This is a genomic window from bacterium (assembly GCA_021372535.1).
Lineage (GTDB): Bacteria > Latescibacterota > Latescibacteria > Latescibacterales > Latescibacteraceae > JAFGMP01.
In genome coordinates this window covers 1-20547 of record JAJFUH010000028.1, presented here as the reverse complement: position 1 = coordinate 20547, position 20547 = coordinate 1, and the positions used below count along the sequence as shown (strand labels likewise).

The 20547-nt window shown below is 48.9% G+C and carries 14 protein-coding genes and 1 tRNA gene; 1 reads left to right on the top strand and 14 read right to left on the bottom strand.

Features of this window, described 5'->3' with window-relative positions:
* The 13 genes from LLG96_02605 to LLG96_02545 form a co-directional block, all read right to left on the bottom strand.
* Positions 1 to 1199 (bottom strand): hypothetical protein (locus LLG96_02605; GenBank protein MCE5249091.1); only part of this gene is annotated, 1199 nt, incomplete at its 3' end.
* A 258-nt stretch (positions 1200 to 1457) separates the two neighbouring features.
* Entirely contained in the window at positions 1458 to 2840 is a 1383-nt protein-coding gene (locus LLG96_02600) for a twin-arginine translocation signal domain-containing protein (protein MCE5249090.1), read from the bottom strand.
* A 133-nt stretch (positions 2841 to 2973) separates the two neighbouring features.
* Complete coding sequence (locus tag LLG96_02595) at positions 2974 to 4338, bottom strand: hypothetical protein (GenBank protein ID MCE5249089.1); 1365 nt, start codon at positions 4336 to 4338, stop codon at positions 2974 to 2976.
* Between the two features lie 367 nt (positions 4339 to 4705).
* Complete coding sequence (locus LLG96_02590) at positions 4706 to 4921, bottom strand: hypothetical protein (GenBank protein MCE5249088.1); 216 nt, start codon at positions 4919 to 4921, stop codon at positions 4706 to 4708.
* Positions 4872 to 5891, bottom strand: coding sequence for a virulence RhuM family protein (locus LLG96_02585; protein ID MCE5249087.1), 1020 nt, complete (start codon positions 5889 to 5891; stop codon positions 4872 to 4874). Before LLG96_02585 ends, LLG96_02590 begins: the two co-directional genes overlap by 50 nt.
* Before the next feature lie 138 nt (positions 5892 to 6029).
* A complete protein-coding gene (locus LLG96_02580) occupies positions 6030 to 6194 on the bottom strand; it encodes a hypothetical protein (GenBank protein ID MCE5249086.1) in 165 nt (54 codons plus the stop codon).
* 99 nt (positions 6195 to 6293) lie between these two features.
* Entirely contained in the window at positions 6294 to 6848 is a 555-nt protein-coding gene (locus LLG96_02575) for a hypothetical protein (GenBank protein MCE5249085.1), read from the bottom strand.
* 20 nt (positions 6849 to 6868) lie between these two features.
* A complete protein-coding gene (locus LLG96_02570) occupies positions 6869 to 7762 on the bottom strand; it encodes a hypothetical protein (protein ID MCE5249084.1) in 894 nt (297 codons plus the stop codon).
* Between the two features lie 52 nt (positions 7763 to 7814).
* The gene (locus tag LLG96_02565; protein ID MCE5249083.1) at positions 7815 to 8606 is read right to left on the bottom strand and encodes an acyl-CoA dehydratase activase; all 792 of its coding nucleotides are present in this window, start codon (positions 8604 to 8606) and stop codon (positions 7815 to 7817) included.
* Positions 8607 to 8868: 262 nt separating this feature from the next.
* Positions 8869 to 9858: a 2-hydroxyacyl-CoA dehydratase gene (locus tag LLG96_02560; GenBank protein ID MCE5249082.1), complete on the bottom strand. Its 990-nt coding sequence runs from the start codon at positions 9856 to 9858 to the stop codon at positions 8869 to 8871.
* Between the two features lie 17 nt (positions 9859 to 9875).
* Positions 9876 to 11261 carry a HAMP domain-containing protein gene (locus tag LLG96_02555; GenBank protein MCE5249081.1) on the bottom strand — a complete coding sequence of 462 codons (1386 nt, stop codon included), beginning with the start codon at positions 11259 to 11261 and terminating at the stop codon, positions 9876 to 9878.
* 3 nt (positions 11262 to 11264) lie between these two features.
* Complete coding sequence (locus LLG96_02550) at positions 11265 to 11954, bottom strand: TrkA family potassium uptake protein (GenBank protein MCE5249080.1); 690 nt, start codon at positions 11952 to 11954, stop codon at positions 11265 to 11267.
* Positions 11955 to 12096: 142 nt separating this feature from the next.
* On the bottom strand, positions 12097 to 13794 hold the full coding sequence (locus LLG96_02545; protein MCE5249079.1) for a TrkH family potassium uptake protein: 1698 nt from the start codon (positions 13792 to 13794) through the stop codon (positions 12097 to 12099).
* A gap of 384 nt (positions 13795 to 14178) precedes the next feature.
* Between LLG96_02545 and LLG96_02540 the strand changes: the two genes are divergently transcribed.
* Positions 14179 to 14256, top strand: a tRNA-Pro gene (locus tag LLG96_02540).
* Between the two features lie 42 nt (positions 14257 to 14298).
* Here the strand turns inward: LLG96_02540 and LLG96_02535 are convergent.
* Positions 14299 to 20538: a PQQ-binding-like beta-propeller repeat protein gene (locus LLG96_02535; GenBank protein MCE5249078.1), complete on the bottom strand. Its 6240-nt coding sequence runs from the start codon at positions 20536 to 20538 to the stop codon at positions 14299 to 14301.
* Positions 20539 to 20547: the final 9 nt, after the last annotated feature.

The window sequence follows — 20547 nt, the reverse complement described above, 5'->3', positions numbered from 1 at the left end:
GGGAAGCCTTTGACAGCTATCACACCCTCACGTTCGTCGCTGTAACTGTTGAAGGCGACATCCACTTCCTTGAAGAGGCGCACACCGGAAGTATCCCCGTCCGTACTGAACGGACAGAACGCCACCGTATATGCGCCGATATCACGTGCCCGGCGGGCCACACTGATTTCAAGGGCATTATCGGATGTAAACGCCCCTATCAATACGATGTCGGAATCGCGGAGGTCATCCGCCCTCTTCTCGTACTGATCAGCGATCATCGAGCTTGATGCACATACATAGGCATCATTGACAAACATGTTCCGTGCGCCATCGTACGATTCCACATCCTGCGGGTGACCGTAAACGAGAAGGCGGGCTTTTCTTTCGAGCACACGGTCGGCCCACTGTCCGGCAACCCAGTCGATCTTCGGGCGGTCGGTGCCGATCATCAGGAAACGGTCATATGCCATATCGAGATACTGTTCCGCGGGTTCGGTGTCCGAACCCTTCCCCTTCGTTCCGATGAGATTCGCCAGAACGGCTGTACACGCCCAGTACACGAGAAACTGGGTAATGCCGCTCGAAGGGCAAAGCTTGAAATGAGGAATCTGAGGAGCCGATACGAGCCCGTTGTCCCACGGCACCTGGCTGTCTATCACAAGGTCGGAAACTTCCTCGATTGATTCTTTTACCCAATCCGGCCTGAGACCATCCGGGGGCGTTTTATAGAATCTGTAGTAGTTGTTCGTGACACCGACCACGTACACGCCGCGCTTGCGAACCTCGATGGTTCCGGGATCGATGCGGTCGGTTATGAGGAAATCCCCCGCCTTCATGGCATCAAACTCTTCTTTGGTGGGAGTTATACCGCACTGGGGAAGCACCCAGGGCTGCCCGGGACGGTCCCTGCTTCCGGCAAACATGGAATAGTGACCATACACCACGTGGGAGTAAATACTACCGCCTTTACTCTTGAGTTCGTAGGCTTTTTGCATCGCCCGGGAGATGTTCTCTATCTGGGTATCCCGTATGCCCTTCGTAATACCGAGTATACCCTCGTAATATTGATCCATGAAGCATAATTCCTGGGGCTCGAAATCCCTCACGAATTCAGTCTGATAACCGCGGGCTGACGGAGCTTTGACAAGTCCTGCAGCAGTTCCGAGACCGAGCGATGCCGAACCCGTAATAAAACCACGTCGTGACAGTGTTTTCATCGGTTCTACCATAGTATACGTGAAAGGTGGAAAACTCTTATATGTTTTAAGCCTGGGTTATTCATGAAAATTTATACCACAAAGGCACAAAGACACAAATAGATATAAGATATTATTTATAAATTGATTTATGTAAATGCGCAAAACGGATATTTACCATTATGCAAGGGCAATTCATGAATTGCCCCTACGCCGACATAATCCGCAAAAATCCGCGTTCAATTCTTTGTTGTTAACACGTTTATCGATAATTCCTGATCAATATCCCCGCTTGAGGTAATAGGGGTTTGCCAGCTTGTCATACTCCTGGCCATCCCGCTCATGGTATCCCTGCCAGAAATAGGGCATCTCGCCGCGGCGCACCATATGGTCGGTCCATTGCGCCATGAGCAGCCAGTGGACAAAATTCCCGGCCACTCCGGTCAGCGGGCTCACTTTTTTCCCGAAATTTTTGACCGCGATCACCCCTTCGCTTTCATCGCAGTAGGTATTGAATGCGGCATCGACCTCCTTGAACAGGCGAATCCCCGAGGAATCGCCATCGGTCGCAAACGGTCCGAAGGAAACGACATACGCGCCGGCTTTACGGGCCTGACGGGCAACGTTGATCTCATCGGCATTGTCGGAGGTTATGGCGCCTATGAGCACGATGTCGCCGGGCTTGAGCTCGTTCGCTTTGGTCTCGTACTGGTCGGCGATCATTGCTCCCGAGGCGACGATGCATGCCTCGTTCACGAACATGTTCTTCGTTCCCAGGTACGGTTCCACTTTCTGTGGATGACCGTACACGAGCAGGCGGGCTTTTTCCCCGAGAACGAGGTCTGCCCATTTTCCGGCAACGCGGTCGACCTTGGGCAGATCGGTGCCGATCATCCGGAAACGGTCATACGCCAGATCGAGGTACTGTTTTGCCGCATCAGCACCCGAATCCTTACCCTTCGAACCGATGAGAGTCGCAAGAGCCGCCGTACATGCCCAGTACACGAGAAACTGTGAAATGCCGCTCGAAGGGATGATCCTGAACTGCGGAAGCTGGGGAGCCGCGATAAGCCCGTTTTCCCAGGGCATCTGGCTGTCGATGACAAGGCTGGAGACATCCTCGATCGACATTTTCATGATTTCCGGGCGAAGTGCATCGGGCGGCGTCTTGTAGAATTTGATATAATTATTGGTGAGCCCCACGACATAGACGCCACGGTTCTTTGCATCGAGCGTCTCCTGGCTGACACCGTTCGTGATGAGAAAATCCCCCTCTTTCATGGCCGCGAAATCCTCATCCGTTTTCCGGTCGACACGCTGCGGGAGCACATTCGGCTGGCCGGGCAGTTCGGGACTTCCGGCAAACATCGCGAAATGACCGACAAGAACGTGGGAATAGATTTTTCCGCCCTTTTTCTGAAGCTCGTACGCCTTTTCCATGGCCTTGGAAATGTTGTCTATCTGGGTCGTACGGATGCCATCGGCAATTTTCAGGATGCCATCACAATACTGGCGCATGAAACACCGATCCTGGGGGGTGAAATCCTTTGCAAACGACGTTTCCACCGCATGCGCTTTCGAACTGCCGGTTATGGCGGCGGCGCCCAGACCCACAGCGGCTGATCCCGATAAAAATCCCCGTCTCGAAATCTTCTTTTTCATGACATTCTCTTTCTATGGTTTATCGTTTTCGGTTGACTGTAAACAGCGTGTTTCTCTGAACATCGCTTATAGAGCTGATCATTGACGATCTCTATTCATGATGCGATCCCTGTTCGTTCTTTCCCAAAGCAGGTCAATAACCCCGTTTCATGAAATACGGCCGGACAGCGTTGTCATACTCCCTTCCGCCGTTCTCGTGGAAGCCCTGCCAGTAATAGGGCATCTCCCCGCGGAGAGCCATGTGCCATGTCCACTGAGCGGTAAGCATCCAGTGAAGGAGATTACCGGTGAGTCCCGAAACCGGGCAGACCTTTTTGGGGAATCCCTCGGCTGCGATCACTCCCTCACTCTCGCCGCAGAAGGTATTGAAGGCGACATCGACTTCCTTGTACAGGCGGTCGCCGGAAGCGTCCCCATCGGTTGTATAAGGGCAGATCGCGATGGTGTACGCTCCCTTTTTACGGGCGGCGCGGGCGACATCGAGCTCCTGCGGCTGGTTCGACCTCACCGAGCAGACGAGCACGATATCGTTTTCGCGGACTTCCGCCTCGTTGTATGCCTGCGCTATCATCGTGCCCGAAGCAGCCCCGCATGCATCGCTCACAAACATGTTCCCCGAACGGTCGCCATCAATACTGAACGGCTCGCCGTACACAAAAAGCCGCGCATGCTTTTCGAGGACGTAATCGGCCATGGTCGAAGCGACCCGGTCGATCTTGGGACGGTCGGCGCCGACGCAGACGAACCGTTCGAGCACGAGGTCGAGGTACTTTTCAGCGGGTTCGGAGGCCGATCCCTTCCCTTTGGAGCCGACAAGATTCGCCAGCGACGCCGAGCACGCCCAGTAGACGGCGGCTTCGACAGTCCCGGTGGACGGGCAGAGCTTGAACTGCGGAATCTGCGGCGCCGAGACGAGCCCGTTGTTCCATGGAACAAAGCTGTCGATGACAATGTCCGACATCTCCTCCACCGTCATCGCCATCCTGCCCGGCACGAGACCCTCGGGCTTCGTCCGCGAGAACTTGAAATAGTTGTTGGTGACCCCGACCATGAAGACGCCGCGTTCACGGGCTGTTTTCCGCCCCTCATCGACGATGTTGGTGATGAGGAAATCGCCCGGTTTCATGGCATCGACCATCTCCTTCGAGAGCGTGGTATACGACGGGAGCACCCATGGCTGCCCGGGGCGATCCTTGCTTGCATAGTTCCCGCCGAAATGACCGTACACAACGTTTGCATAGAGCGTACCGCCTTTTTTGCTCAGCTCGTACGCCTTTTCCATGGCGCGGGCGATGACGCCGGTCTGGGTGTCACGCTGACCGCGGATTATCTCCATCATCCCGTCATAATACTGCTCCATGAACGGCTTCACACCGCACATACAGCCTTTCGGAGCCGCCGACGCCGCCCCTGATTTTCCGCCGAGCGCCACAGCCGCAGCAGCCGCGAGGGCGGACGATCCTGAAAAGAAACCGCGCCGCGATACGTGTTTTGACATGGTGACCTCCAAAACAGAGTGAATTATTTTTTTATAACGGATGAACAAAATACCTGAACCACGATTTACAGGATTACCGGGATTACCGGGATTAATACAATGGAAAAATCAGGGTAATTCTCTGTTTAATACTGAAAAATCCGGGTTCAAATCCCCTCTGACTACATTATCCCCCCTGCCCTTCGGGCATCCCCCCTTATTAAAGGGGGCGCGGCTTTTCGGGCGTTTTTATCCCCCTTTCTTTTTATAAGGGGGACACGGCGATTCGCCGAGGGGGATCAAATCAGAACCCGAACACTGCAAACCGTTTACGGAAAAACCGGATTAGAATCTATCGTTCATTCTCTCCATACAAATATGTAATGTACTACCGTCCCGTTTCCTCCACAATCGCTATTTCTTCTTCCGTCAGACCGTACAATTCGTACACAAGCGCGTCTATCTGCCGGTCGGTAACATCAATTGGACACTGCGCCGAGGTCTTTTCGTCAGCGTTCAGAGCGGCAAGCGCATCCGGAGGTATTACACAACCGTCACTTCTTCGGTTTGCGTTTCGGAGCGTGAAGTTTCCTGATGGCTTCATCGAAGTCCTTTTCCGCCCTGCTTGGTTTGGCCGCCTCAAGCTTTCTGAATGTCTCAAATTCCGACTCCGCTTTCGCCAGGGCCGCCTCGTGGGAAATCCGACCGGCATGCGACAGTATCTCACGCTCGCTCATCCGCAGAAAATCATCGATTTTGGTAATCCAGTCCGCCATATACATCGGTTTGCGGTTATATGCCTGAAGCTCAGCAAATTCGAGGTAGGCCGTCACAATGCGGTTCAGCGACTCCAACTCTTCCGCCGTAAGGTAGTTCTTCGCCACCACCGCGTCGGTTTTAAGCGGTCGGCTACCCGTCCACGCCGTCAGCCCCATATGCTGTTTTGAGGCATTCGCCCGCTCCGCAATAACCTCCGCCGCCGTCCGGCCATGAGCCGCCCAGTGCATTTTGTTCTGCACTGTGGCAAAGAATTGCCGCGACACCTCCGCGCTCGCATCGTAGTCAATACTCGTCGCGTAAATTTCCAGCACCTTGCGCCAGAAAACCTTTTCCGATGACCGGATATCCCGGATGCGCGCCAGCAGTTCGTCGAAGTAGTTACCGCCGCCGGACTGCCTGAGCCGCTCATCATCCATCGTAAAGCCTTTAATGATGTATTCCCGCAGCCTATTTGTGGCCCAGATGCGGAACTGCGTGCCCCGATGCGACTTGACCCGGTAACCGACAGAAATGATGACATCGAGGTTATAGTGCCGGGTTTCGTAGGTTTTATTATCAGCGGCAGTTATCCGGAATTTCCGGATAACTGATTCCGGCGATAATTCGGCTTCCTCGAATATGTTCCGGATATGTTCGTTAATGGTGCGGACATCCTTTTGGAACAACTCAGCCATTTGTTTTTGCGTTAACCAGACGGTTTCTCCCTCGAACCGGGTTTCGATGCGGACTCGCCCGTCTTCCGTCCGGTAGAGGATAATTTCAGACTGAGGTGAGGATTCGTGATTCTTGTTCATACTATCTCCGGGGAAGCCCCCTTCCGGCTCTTCGCGCCACCTTCCCCCGTCCCGGGGGCAGGTAAAAGACCTCTACACCATGAGCGTCCATGATGGAGCCTCTTCCCTTGCCCTCCATCGGGAGAAAGGGACCGAGGGTCAGGGGGCTTTGTCCTCCACAATCGCTATTTCTTCCTCCGTCAGACCATACAGGTCGTACACAAGCGCGTCTATCTGCCGGTCGGTCATGGTTATTTCCCGCTCTATCCGTGTTTTGTCAGGGGCGGTTTTCGCTTCGGCTGACTGTTTATGAAGGGCAAGCATGGGTCGACAAGAGTAACCTTGAATGGCGAAGTCATAGGAATCGGGTTTATTGTCATATTTAATCAATGGAATAACATATACTTATTCATCACTTTTTTGCTACCCAAAATTGTGAAAAATATATAAAAAGAATTCTTTTATCGTATTCCATCCAGTTACAATAGTTAATAGAAGAATTGCACATGTTAAAAAAATCATCAATTTTTGAATGCGTATATTTGTTTTAGCAACATAATCGTTCGATAACGAAGAAATATTCTGAGAAGTAATATTTATCGCTTGACGAATATTTTTATGCAATTCTTTAAGGTATTCAACTTCATCTATCATTAAGATACAAATATTTTTAAAAAAATCATTTTGGGAAAGCCACAAATTTACAGGTGTGAATTTTAAATATCTTTTATGAAAATTATCTATGTTACAATAATAACCTAATTCCGATGTATAACTTGGTATATTTCTTTCTATTTCAAAAAATGTTTTTTCCATTTGTCTTATTTCGTTAATAGCTATATTGATATGATACAAATTTATTAGTGCTATTGAATCACGTATTTTCGAAAGCTTTGATTCGTAAGCTTTTACAAAGACAAAAAAAGACCACAAACCAATCTCATTTATTAAACTGGTAAGTGCAATAGAAAGTCCCATTGTATTTTTTCCATGTCCACCTAATTTATTTTCATTATTTGAAAATATCTCATTAGAATTCCCAGAAAAATAGAGTCTTGAATAATCATGCTCGTGATACGATGATATTTTAAGCAGTATTCCTGGATAATCTTCATTTTCCAAATAAAGGCAGCATCGTTAAAATCAAGCATTCTTAAGTATTCTGAATCAGTATTAATAAAAGGGATTCCAACATCTAAAGTTGTAAATTCACATGTTGGGAATATACCATCGTACATTCCACTGGAAAACACACCCGGAGCATGTGTAATAAACCATTCATAGCACTTATCATATAGTCCTTTTCTTATGTTTTCAACCTCAATTCGTTTTTGCTGAAGAGGATTAATGTAAGAATATATTCCATTGTTATATTCAACATAGGTCGCATACTTTTTATTCAATGGTTTTTCAAGTATTTGTTCTTTTTCAGAATTTACAAGAAATTGCATCATTAGAATTGTTGTACTTGGAATCAATTGTAGAATTGTACCGAAGGCGCCATCAAATCCATCAGGCATTGGAGCAATTCTATCAATTGACGACGTCTTTTCTCTCTTTATATACTTCAAATTGAACCCCGAACCGAATGAGCTTTGACGATTATCTTTTATCCATTTTGTTACATTGACATTTGGTAAAGCTTTATGAGGTATGTTCCAATTCAACTTTTCTATACATGCCAATAAATTATCAATATGGCTTGGAGGATATAATTCTATTACCCAAATACATCTAATCTTAATCTGTTCATTTACAGGAGGAATAGTTGACTCATTATATCTTTCATCACTATCATCTTGTATCGTTCTTAGACATTCTTGTATTCTTTCTGGAATACTATTGCCTGCTTTTTTATGTAAAAATGAAAAATTCAACATTGCTGGCCTCATTAATATTTATTCTTGTTGTATAAAATTATATCAAAATATAATTGTCCACCCTTTACTTTCCCTCCCCGCTCACACAGCACCCGATTGCGCCGTTATGGAGCGGTTTGTCGAGAACCCTAACCTCGCGGCCGGTCATGTCGCCGAGCATACGGACGACCGCGTGATTGAGCGCCACTCCCCCGGCAAGGAGAATCAGCCCGTCCCCCATGCGGTCGAGGAACGGCAGGAAACGGAGCACGACCGAGCGGTTGACTCCCGCGGCAAGACGCTCCGTCGGCTCGCCTTTCACGATGAGCCCGATAAGCTCGGATTCGCTGAAGATGGCGCAGGTTGTCGAAAGCTGAACCGGGTCGTCGTGATACAAGCCGATCTCATCGAGCGAAATTCCGAGCACCCGCGCCATATTTTCGAGATACCGCCCCGATGATGCGGCGCACTTGTCATTGGTGACAAAATCCCTGATCTCGCCGTTTTCGACCCACATGAGCTTGAAATCCTGCCCGCCGATATCCACGAGGGTGAAATCGGAGAGTCCTGTCTGGAACACGGCGCCGAGGTAGTGGGCGGTGATTTCGGAAATGTTTTCAGCGCCGGTTATCGCCGCAGCCATACGGCCGTAGCCGGTAGCGACCGTGCGTTCGGGAGCCCCGAATCCCAGGGCATCGAGATCGATGCTGAATCCCGCTTCCGACCGCACGCCGAACCGCCGGTAGAACTCGATTGACTCGACCGTATCGGTGAAAGCAACCGCGCCGTCTTTCATGAGCGCGAGCTTGACATTCCTCGACCCGAGATCGACGCCGAGTATGCCGCCGCGGCTGTCAGGGGAGTTCATGTCCCGCATTTTCTTTTTTCCTGTGACTCCGGTTAATGGACTACCCCGTCCCAAGGGCCGAGGTATCAACTGTTTTACACTCACCCCTGTCGCTCCGCGACATCCCCTCTCTCGCACGCGAAAGAGGGGAAAACGCGCATTCCCGATTTTTATGCGCCAATTCTCCTCCCTCGCTTCAGGGAAGAGAGGGAGGCCGGGAGGGTGAGTTCATGCCGGGTGGTACGCACCTTTGAATTCATACCCCGACACAAGCGTCGAGGAATTCTTTTGGTTAATGCATCATGCCTTTTTTCACTCTACGCCCGAGCATCTCGATGAATGCCTGGAGACGGATTTTCGTGCGTTCGTCAACATTGCCCGGCGCTTCGCCCTCGATGGTGAGCACCGGCACTTTAACCTTTTTCCGTATGACGATGTCCTCGATGTGACGGTGGCAGAAGCTCTGGACATAGTGAACGATGCCGTGGACAGAGCGCCGCGCCAGCTCACGGTTGATATAGTCGAGCCGGTGAAACACATCATAGGGATAGGTGTACGCCAGATACTGGTCGACAAGCCCCCCGCCGCGTTCGGGCATGGAGAACTGGCGCTGAATCTCGTTGATCACGAAGCGGGCGCCGTACGCCTCAGCCGCATCGTACAGGTCGTCGATGATGGGCGGGACGCCGATATAGCCGAGGCGGACTGACTCGCCGAAGGGCGTGCGCTTCGATGCCGTGTCGAGCAGGATGCCGAGTTCAGAGGAAAAACGCTCATAATCGCTATTGAAATCGCTCGATGAGACGAGCCAGAGGTGGTTTTCGGCGCCGGTAATACGGTTTCCCTCCCAGGTCATCCGGTCGAGTTCATCGAGCCGTTTGCGGACAGGTTCAAGTGTGCCGCGAATGGCTTCCGCCGCCCCGACAGTTGTTCCGAGCTCTTTCGCGAGCATGGCTATCTCCCGGGCGAGTGCATCGAAATCGCGGTTGTAGGGAAACGCAAAGGGAATCGTCCGTATTCCCTTCAGCTGGAGCGTTTCCATGAGCGCATGGGTGTTGGAGCAGTCGCCCTGGGTCACCGCCACGACGGTTGTGATATCGGGCAGCTCTGACAGAACGCCGTAAATACCCTTAATCCAGGCACAGACATTCCGGGGATAGCCGTCACGCTCGGCCTTTTTGATATAATCGTCGCGACGATCCGAGGTAATGAATATGTTGTTGAGATCGACAGGCACACATCCCGCAGCCCAGATAACCTCGGAAGGGATGGTTGTTGTCATGCCGATGCGACGTGCCTTCACTGCCTGTTTTCCTCGTTCTTTACGGCGGCGCCGACAAGAATTATCGATTCAAGGCTCATGACATGATCCCGCACAAGACGGCCTTTGAAGGTTTTACCCGTGCCGTCGGGCAGCGTCGTGGCGAGCACGAACTCGTTTTCCGCGTGGAGGATTTTTTTACGGAGCTCCTCGACAAACTTGCCCATTTCATGGATTTTCGAAAAATCGAGTCCGGCGGCCGGGGGTTTCGGAGCTATGATGGATACGAAAAGATTCGCGAAGAGGGTATTGTAATACGTGGCAAAGAGCTTGTCGTTAAGGATGCAGATGGGGACATTGATGTTTTCGAGCAGCCTGTCGACAGAACGTTTCTGGGAAGCGATTTTTTTCGTTTTCAGTTCATCATAACCGCGCAGCCGGTTCATCATCTGGTTGTAGCTGACCGCAAGATCACCGACCTCGTCATTCGACTGGACAACAGCCCTGGCATAATAGTCCCCCTCTTCGGCTTTTCTGAAAATCCTGTTGAGCGAGGTGATCGGTCTGACGATGTACCGAGGGATATAGGTCACCATCAGAATACAGAACAGACCGGTGACGATGAGGACGGAGATGATGTTACGTTTTGCCCGGGCCTCTATTCTGAGGCTTTCCTCTTTGTGAGCTTCCATGTTTTCCCAGCTTTTTTCGGCGAGACTGTGGGCAGTTTCGAGGAAATCCTGACGTGAATTCTCGAGATTCTCCTGAATATAGGAAGGCTGCATTGTCTGGCTTTCGGAAGTAGCAAAATTCAGAAAAATGTCACTCAGATTTTCATTTGCGCGAGAGAGGACAGAATCTCTCTGGGCAGGAGAAGCTTTTTCAATTTCCGTGAGTATTTTGAGGTATGTAGTCTGAAAATCAAGTAATTTCTGAGAGAACTGTGTTCTGGCTCTTTTCAGGACCTCCTCCTCAGGAGGATTCTCGGTTATATGCTCGACGAGCATATTGAAGCTGTTGGAATAGACGGTAAAATGGTCGGAAAGGTTATTGATAATATCCTGGTCCTGAACCGGCGTTATTTTATATGCTTCCGAAACAAGTGATTTCGTGCGGGCGATCTTTTCCTCTATACCCGTCCGCTCAGTGGGATTGCCGAACATCCGGTAATTGCGTTCATCACGGCGGATGTCGAGCATGATCAGGGTAAGGTCGGAGGCCATTCTGCCAAGCCTGACATCGTTTTCGGTGATGGTTTTTATCCCTCGCAGCAGTCCAGAGAAGTAGAAAAGAGAAAGAGACACGGAAGGCAGAATGATTATGAAGCTCATAAGGATTGCAATGGCAATTCTTCTCCGTATCGAAAGCCGACCGATAAATCGTTTTGCATTTTTAGCCAGTTTTCTCTGTCGTTGAGTGCTCACTGATCACTCCATGGAAAGAAACTTTTCTATATCTTCCTTCATACCCACCAGCACCAGAATATCACCATCCTTGATAGCCTCGGTGGCGGAAGGAAGGCTGATATTTTCGACCTCATAAAAAATCTCGCCGGATTCGGTAATATTCGTTTTCTTCCGCTGAATCCCGACGACCAGGAGGCCATAATTACGGCGGAAATCGAGCTCTATAAGAGTTTTATCAAAAAAATCCGGTTTTGCTTCCACCTGGAAGATGGTATGACCGTCCGGCAGTGCAATATGTTCGAGAAGCCCTGGGGAAATAAGGCTTCGAGCAAGCTGGTCGGCGATGTTTATCTCCGGCGAGATAATTCTGGTCGCCCCCACTTTCTCGAGAATTTTACCGTGAATGGCGCCGGCCCGCCGCGCTATGATGTTTTCAATCCCCATTTCATTGAGGATAGCCGTTGTGAGGATACTCGCTTCCCAGTCCTCGCCGATTGCTATAATGGCCGCATCGAGATCATCGAGGTTCAACGATTTGAGCGCTTCTTCATCGGTGCAGTCAAGCATGACCGCAGTGGTAACATAGTCTTTTATCGCTTCAACGAGCTCGATTTTTGTGTCTACTGCAATCACCTCGGCGCCTTTGTCATAGAGAGCTTTGGCAAGTTCGAATCCGAACTGGCCTAACCCGATAACCAGAAAACGCTTCATTGGCTTCACCTTTCACCTGTATACAAGTAGTCAGCAAGAATCCTGTTACCAGAGGAGGCTGACCGGTTATCATTACTATTATACAAAAACTGTATGCGCCATACTATAATTCATTTACATTCCCGTCCGGAAACCCGGTATTTCACCCTACCGCGACACGGGTCGTGGGATATTCGATATTCACCTTTTTGACTTCACCCAATGCCAGCGCCATGGTGAGCGGGCCAACTCGCCCGACATACATGAGCAGCGTTATCAACAGCTTACCGACCGTATCGAGATGCCCGGTTACACCGGTCGAGAGCCCGACCGTTCCGATAGCCGAAACCGCCTCGAAGAGAACATCGATAAATTCACCCTGCTGGGTCGCCAGAAGCAGAACGGTGACACCGATGACGAACGTGCTTGAAAAAAGCATGATCGCTATCGACTTGTACACGGTCTGCTGAGGTATCGTTCTGGAAAAAATCTCCACCTTGTCACGTGAAGTGAGCATCGCCCTGACTGTAAGAATCAATACTGCAAACGTGGTCGTTTTGATTCCCCCGCCGGTCGATGAGGGTGATGCCCCGATAAACATGAGCATTATGCTTATAAAGAGCGTAACATCCCGCAGCGTACCGATATCGATGGTGTTGAATCCGGCTGTCCTCAACGTTGTCGACTGGAAAAAAGCCGCAAGAAGCTTGTTGCCGGTAGAGAGATCGAGCATGGCATTATCGAACTCAAAAAAGAATACGCTCAGGGTTCCCACAACAAGGAGAACTGCGGATGTTGTCAAAACGATTTTTGTATGTGTGTTGAGTCTCGACCATTTTAGAGAGAGTGGATTATAGTTGCGGATATTTTTGATAAGATCATCGATCACCATAAATCCGAAACCACCGAAAAGAATAAGCATGACAACAACACAATTAACGGAAATATCGCTGACATATCCCACAAGGCTTGTCGAATTGAGGCTGAAACCGGCGTTACAGAATGCCGATATGGAGTGAAAAACCGCATGCTTGAGCGCATGGTGCGAACCCATGACAGGATACCATTTAAGAAAAAGGAAAAAAGCGCCCATTAATTCGAAAAAAACCGTAATACGGATAATCTGCACGATGAGTTTATACATCTGGGCCGGACCGCTCAGATCGAGAATACCGCGCATATGTTCTTCCTGTTTCAAGCCGAGACGCCGTCCCAGAATCATGGCGAACAATGTCGATAAGGTCATGATACCGAGCCCCCCGACCTGGATGAGGATCAGAATTACAACCTGGCCGAACGAGGAAAAATATGAGCCGGTATCCTGTACGATTAGCCCTGTCACACAGGTCGCGGATGTCGAGGTGAAAACAGCATCAATGAAACCTGTCCCTTTTTTATCGACGGTCGCCGCAGGCAGCATGAGCAGCAGTACACCGATAACGATTACCAGGAAAAACGACAACAGGAGAACGCTTGCCGGATTCAGACGTATCCGGGTAGCGAATGCACTCATTTCAAACTTCCGTAAAAACACCACCGCAAGAGCTAATACTATCCTGATTGAAATAATGCTTCCGGAGACGGTAATGGGAAAAGCAGCGCTTATTAAAAGCACCGAAAGCGCCAGATCCGGTATCATTGCCCGGAGCTGCCATCCGGACTCAATTACCCGCAGAGCCACCCAGATTAAATACAGAACAATGAGCACACTGTAAACACCGTGTATTATGAGCCGGATCAGTTCAGGCTCATAAATCGTGAATCCCCTGAAAATGATGGTCTCAATCACACCGACAGCCGCGCAGAATGAGATGAAGCTGTAGAGCGATTTTTGAATTCTGCTGAGATAACCTGATTTCATATACACCATCGCAAGAGAGTTTTATACACAGTATTAAAACGTCGATACAGATATCCATAATACCCGTACCGTCTTCGGATATCCTTATAAGGGAATTCAATAATGATACATTATTAAGCTCAAACGGTCAAGCGACTTTACAGGAAAGGCAGATGGCATATGGCAACAGGCAGAAGGTAAAAAGGGCTTTCCATGGGCGCCCGTTCACTCTCCGGTTAATAATTCGGGGATGAATACTTACCTTTTCACTGCATTGCATCGCAATGAGCGGGGTCGCAAAGGCAAGTATCTCAGTAAAAAAGTGTTCTTTTAAAAATGGAATTGTCATAGCAGTTCTTTAAACTTGACTAAGTTTTCAATTTTTCATAGATTATGCGGGGCAATCGGGGTGTAGCGCAGTTCGGCTAGCGCGCGTGCTTTGGGAGCATGAGGCCGGGGGTTCAAATCCCTCCACCCCGACCATTGTCCCACAATAAGTTACTCATCTTTTCAGGGATTAGTTCCTTATTTTATCAATACCATTTTCCCGGCTTTTATTTTATCTGACATACAAATACTGTAAATATATATACCCGAAGATACCCGATTTTCTTCATCATCGCGCCCATCCCACCTGATTTCATGAGTACCCGGAGACAGAACAGAATTATCGAGGAGTGTTTTGACTTTCTGGCCCATCATGTTGTAAATATTCAGCGAAACCGGCGAAGCAACCGGCAGGGTAAAACCGATCGTCGTCGAAGGATTGAATGGATTCGGATAATTCTGATGCAGCGCAAAAGTCTGCGGCAATGAAGCAAGCAATTCATCCGCATTCCGGTTAACATAGTTCTCAGAACCGGCAAACACCCTGAATCCGTATGTGTATTCCTTATCAAACGACCGGAATTCATACATTTTATCTTCATCCATTCCGATAACCATACCCCGGGATATATCCACTAAAGCATAATGAATGTCTTCATTCATGCCGTTTATTCGATTCCATGCCAATGTTATCGTTTCTTTCCCGCCCGGAGACTGGTAATACATATCCCATGAATAGCCTTCGTGCCCGGCTTCCTTGAACGAGGTACAATACCGCATAGCACCATATCCGGGGTTTTCCTCCTCAAAATAGAGCGAGCCGATAGCACCGATGGACGGTGGTTCGAAGAAATCCCATGACCTGCTTTCCCGGGGAATAACACCGATGTAGTTGTTCATATCGGCATAGATACCGGTGTACACGGATATCCGGCTTCCCCAGCCTTCTGCAAGCACATCCTCGATAGTTACCGGCTTTTGCACAGTCATTGTGTTGGTATTTCTCGCCGTACTTGCCAGATAGTGAACGAGAACACCGCCCCAGGGTTTGACCTTAACATTGCCGAGCGCATCGGTTCCTTTTCGGGGAACACTCCAGCCGGATTGTGCTGCGTTACTTTCATTCTGCGCGTTCACAGCCTTTGTGTACTGTTCATTCCATTCATAGGTGACAATATTATCGGGAATTACGACACCGTTCTCCCCGCGGACAAGTTTAAAAAGCGGAACAGCATAGGGATATGGATTGCCGATTAGATACCAGCCGTTTTTAAGTGTAACAAGAACACTGTCACTCTCGATGATGGTACGTCCTGGTTGAGTTATGTTCAACGTTATGGGATTCTTGACATCCGCTCCCCCTTTTATCGGAGTTGTACCGACACGCTGGAAAAGAAAATAAGCTTTACCCGGCTCAAAGTATGATGGTGAGTCTTTTTCGCCATTAATGCCGTATGTCATGTAATACCACGTATGTTCCGGTTCGGTATTTCCATACAGCCCCAGCTGGGGTTCCAACAGATGTACGATGGAATCATTTCTGTCGAATATCGCCGGCACAGAAAACAGCGTCCAACGGTTGTTGACGATACCATCCGGATGGGCTGTATCCTTTGTATTGTTAACAGAAAAACTGTCCTCCTTTACCATGATGCTCAGGGTATCCGAAAAACTGACTTCCGACTGTGGATTATGAACGGTGATATAATACCGTATTCCGGCATTCCCTCCGGTCGGTATTGTCGCTTTGTATATCGATGATTCCGCCATTTTTGACTTTTTCTCACCGGAAAGAAACATTTGAACCGTTTTTTCCGCCTCACCCGGCTTCCAATAGTGGAGCCACACTTCGATATCAGCCGTTAAAATGATGTCATTAACTCCAATTTTTACTTCATAATCTCCAGTGACGGCTTCGGTCTGTGGTTCGGTGAATACAATATCCGGCGTAAATGGAACAAACGATAGCGTGATGAATTTCAGTTCGGTCACATTTCCTTTGTTGTCTTTGACATACGGTTTTAGCTGTCCCTCGTATGGAAAATCACAAGTAATGGTGGTTTGAACTCTGCCATTTCCATCAGTTTTAAGTATTATACCCGTATCGGTCGGGTCAGGGTCGGCGATGACCGGCCTGACATCTTTTTCGTTCTTTTCCATATCCGGGAAGTAAACGTCCATACCTGCAACAGGATTGCCGTAATCGTCCACTACCGTAACGGTCACCGTTATTGTCTGCCCGACTATCACCGATATTTCATCCGCTGTAACCAGACTCTTGTCAGCATTGACATGCGGGGCAGATATTGCAACATTTCCCGGAGTAACGGAAACATAGGGTTCGAGATTCAAAAACGAAACGGCAGAACTGAGACTCTGTACCGTCACCCGTATATCCGATTGAGTTCCCGGTACATTGAGCGTTTTACAGTAGACAGACGCGATATAAATTCTCTTTCCGGCGCCGTTGGGATTTACATACGTAATAGAAAGACTTCCCTGACCGGCATGAGCCGCATTTTCGATAACTTTGGTGAATCCTTCGGTACTGCCACCCGTGACACTCTGATAGTCCAGTACTTCAGGATCCCATGCAATGCCGATTGTATATTCCCCCAGAAGCTCATCATTATCTCCCATATCGACAATAATGTCTATCTTCACATCGCTGTTCGGCAATGGAGTGGCATTATCAGGCACTGCGTAAACAGAGATTGTATCGGTGATTGTAGTTTTCATGTAAATTTCGAAGGGATTATTGCTCACATCGGATATTCCGGGGTCGCCGGAAGCGGATATCCGTATTCTGCAATCCGTTGAAACGATATCGGGCACTGTCCAGGAATATGAATCTTTTACAGCATCGGTACTTTCGGTAACCGTTGACCAGTTCGAGCCGTTGTCAAACGAGTATTCGATTTTTACACTGTCAATACCCATGCAAGTCCATGTGATGTTGTGAGTGGTTCCCGATTCGAATATTTCGCCGCCGTTGGGCGAGGTTACAGTCACAAATACTGTTTCAGGGGCAAATGCGTAGAGATAACCATCGTCAGACCCCACATATACCGTGCCGTCGGTACCTATGGAAGGCGAGGAATAGACAGCTCCACCGGTCTGGTATTTCCATTTCAACGTCCCGTCCGGTTTTACCGCGTATATATAACCATCAACCGATCCCACATAGACCGTGCCGTCGGTACCTATGGAAGGTAAGGAATTGACAGTTCCGCCGGTCTGGTATTTCCATTTCAACGTTCCATCCGGTTTTACCGCATGGAGACAATTGTCACCAGAACCCACATACACTGTCCCGTCGAAACCTGTCGAGGGTGAGGAAATGACAACACCTCCGGTCTGGTATCTCCATTTCAACGTCCCATCGGATTTTAATGCATAGAGATATGTATCGTTGGAACCCACATATACCGTACCGTCAGAGCCTATAGCAGGTGACGACTGGACAGCCCCGCCGGTCCGGTATCTCCATTTCAATGTCCCATCCGGGTTTATTGCATAAATATAATTGTCCCATGACCCTACATATACTGTGCCGTCGGTATCTGTCGCCGGTGATGTCCATTCGATTAAATACTCGGTCTGGTATTTCCATTTCAATGTTCCATCCGATTGTATCGCATAAAGGCAGGTATCCCAGGAACCCACATATACCATGCCGTCGATCCCTATCACGGGCGAGGAATTGACAGTTCCACCGGTCAGGTATCTCCATTTCAATGTCCCATCCGATTGTATAGCGTAGAGATACATGTCATGGGATCCCACATACACCGTGCCATCGGAGTCTATCGCAGGCGATGAAGAGACGGTATCGCCGGTCTGGTATTTCCATTTCAATGTCCCGTCCGAGTTCACAGCATAGAGATACGTGTCATATGATCCCACATACACTGTGCCGTCGATACTTATCGCAGGTGATGAAGATATTGAATTACCGGCCTGATATTTCCACTTTACCGCGCTCGATGCGGCGACGGAGGCAATTCCGATACCTGTATGCCGGGGATTCTGCCCGCGCATCGGCCATGGGGAGCCGGACACTATTTCCTGCTGAGAAGAAGGAGCAATGGTGAAAACAGCATCGCTCGTATCGTTTACCGATGAATCTTCGACTGATGTGATACGGATCATGCACATCGACGAACTGACGGTTGCCGGAACCGCCCATTCATAGCTCCCCGAGGCTGCAGATGTGCCCGATGCAATCGTTGCCCACGACGAACCGCTGTCTATGGAGTATTCGATCCTGACATTGTCAATGTTCGAGCTTGTCCATGTAATGTTCTGTACTGTTCCCGATTGACAGGTTTCGCCGCCGTTGGGGGATGATACCGTGATGGTTCTGCTTTGGGTTTCGGGAGCGAAAGCGTAGAGGTAACCATCGTCAGATCCCACATACAATGTGCCGTCTGCGCCTATCGCAGGCGAGGAATTGATAAAATCACCCGTCTGGAATTTCCATTTCAATGTACCGTCCGATTTTATTGCATAGAGATAACCAACAGAAGTTCCCACATACAATGTGCCGTCGGAACCTATAGCAAATGAGGACCAAGCGAATCCACCCTCTGCCTGAAATACCCACTTATTTGTCACACCCGATGTCGTAGCGTAAAGATAACCATCAGAAGATCCTGCATACACCGTACCATCTGAATCAATTGCGGGCGAGGAATAGACATGATTGCGAGTTAGTATTTTCCAATAAAATGTACCATCGGACTTTACTGCGTAGAGATATGTATCATTAGATCCCACATACACCGTTCCGGTGGAGCCTATTGCAGGAGAGGAGTAAACATAATTTTCCGTCTGGAATTTCCATTTCAATGTACCGTTGGAATTTATCGCATAGAGATAATCATCATTAGATCCCACATACACCGTGCCATCGGAGTCTATCGCTGGGGAGGATTGGATGCTACCTCCCGTCTGGAATTTCCATTTCAATGTGCCGTCGGAAGTTACTGCAAAAAGATACGTAGAAGATCCCACATACACTGTACCATCGGAGCCTATTGCGGGTGAGGAGAAGACAATATCATCCGTCCGGAATTTCCATTTCAATGTCCCATCCGATTTCACCGCATAGAGATACGTATCAATAGACCCCACATACACCGTACCATCGGAGCCTATCGCTGGTGAGGAGAATATTTGACCTCCCGTCTGGAATTTCCATTTCAATGTACCGTCAGATTGTATCGCATAGAGATACATATCATTAGACCCAACATACACTGTGCCATCAATGCCTATTGCGGGTGAGGATTCAACAGAACCATCAGTTTTGAATTTCCATTTTACCGTGCTCGATGCTGCAACCGTGGCAGTTCCTCTGCCCGTGTGCCGGGGATTCTGGCCTCTCATCGGCCAGGCGGTGTTGGCGAGTGTCACCGGAGGAGAAGAAGGAGAAATGGTGAATACAGCGTTGCTCGTATCGTTAACCGATGAGTCTCCAACTGATGTGATCCGTATCAGGCACTTCGTCGAATTGATTGAGGTAGGAATCGTCCATTCATAGCTCCCCGGGGCAGCGGATGTACTCGATACGATCTCGTTCCATGACGAGCCGCTGTCCGTGGAATAGTCAATCCTGACACTGTCAACATTCGAGCTTGTCCATGTGATGTTCTGCGTGGTTCCTGATTGCCATGTTTCGCCGCCGTTGGGGGAAATGAGAGTAATTGTTCCGGCTCCAGAGGTTTCGGGAGCGAAAGCATAGAGGTAACCATCTGCAGATCCTACATAGACCGTGCCATCAATGTCTATCGCAGGCGAGGAATTTATATCAGCCCCTGTCTGGAATTTCCATTTCAATGACCCATCCGATTGTACCGCGTAAATATAATTATCTATAGACCCTATATACACCGTGCCATCGATGCCTATCGCTGGCGAGGAAAAGACACAATTTTCTGTCTGGAATTTCCACTTCAATGACCCATCCGATTCAACTGCGTAAATATAATCATCAACAGACCCTATATACACAGTACCATCGATGCCTATCGCTGGCAATGACCATATATTATCTCCTGTCTGGAATTTCCACTTCAATGTCCCATCCGATTTAACCGCATATAAAAAATGACCAGATCCTATATAAACTGTGCCTTCGGAGCTAATCGCAGGCGAAGAAAAGACATTACCTACTGTCTGGAATTTCCATTTCAATGACCCTTTCGATGTTATTGCATAAAGATCAGTATCGTGAGACCCTACATACACCGTTCCGTCGGAGCCTATCGCAGGCGAAGAAGTGACAAAATTTTCGGTACGGAATTTCCATTTCAGCGTACCGTCAGGTTGTATCGCATAAAGATAATTGTCATTCGACCCTACATACACCGTTCCGTCAGCACCTATCGCGGGTGAGGAATTAACATCACCATCCGTCAGAAATTTCCATTTCAATGTCCCATC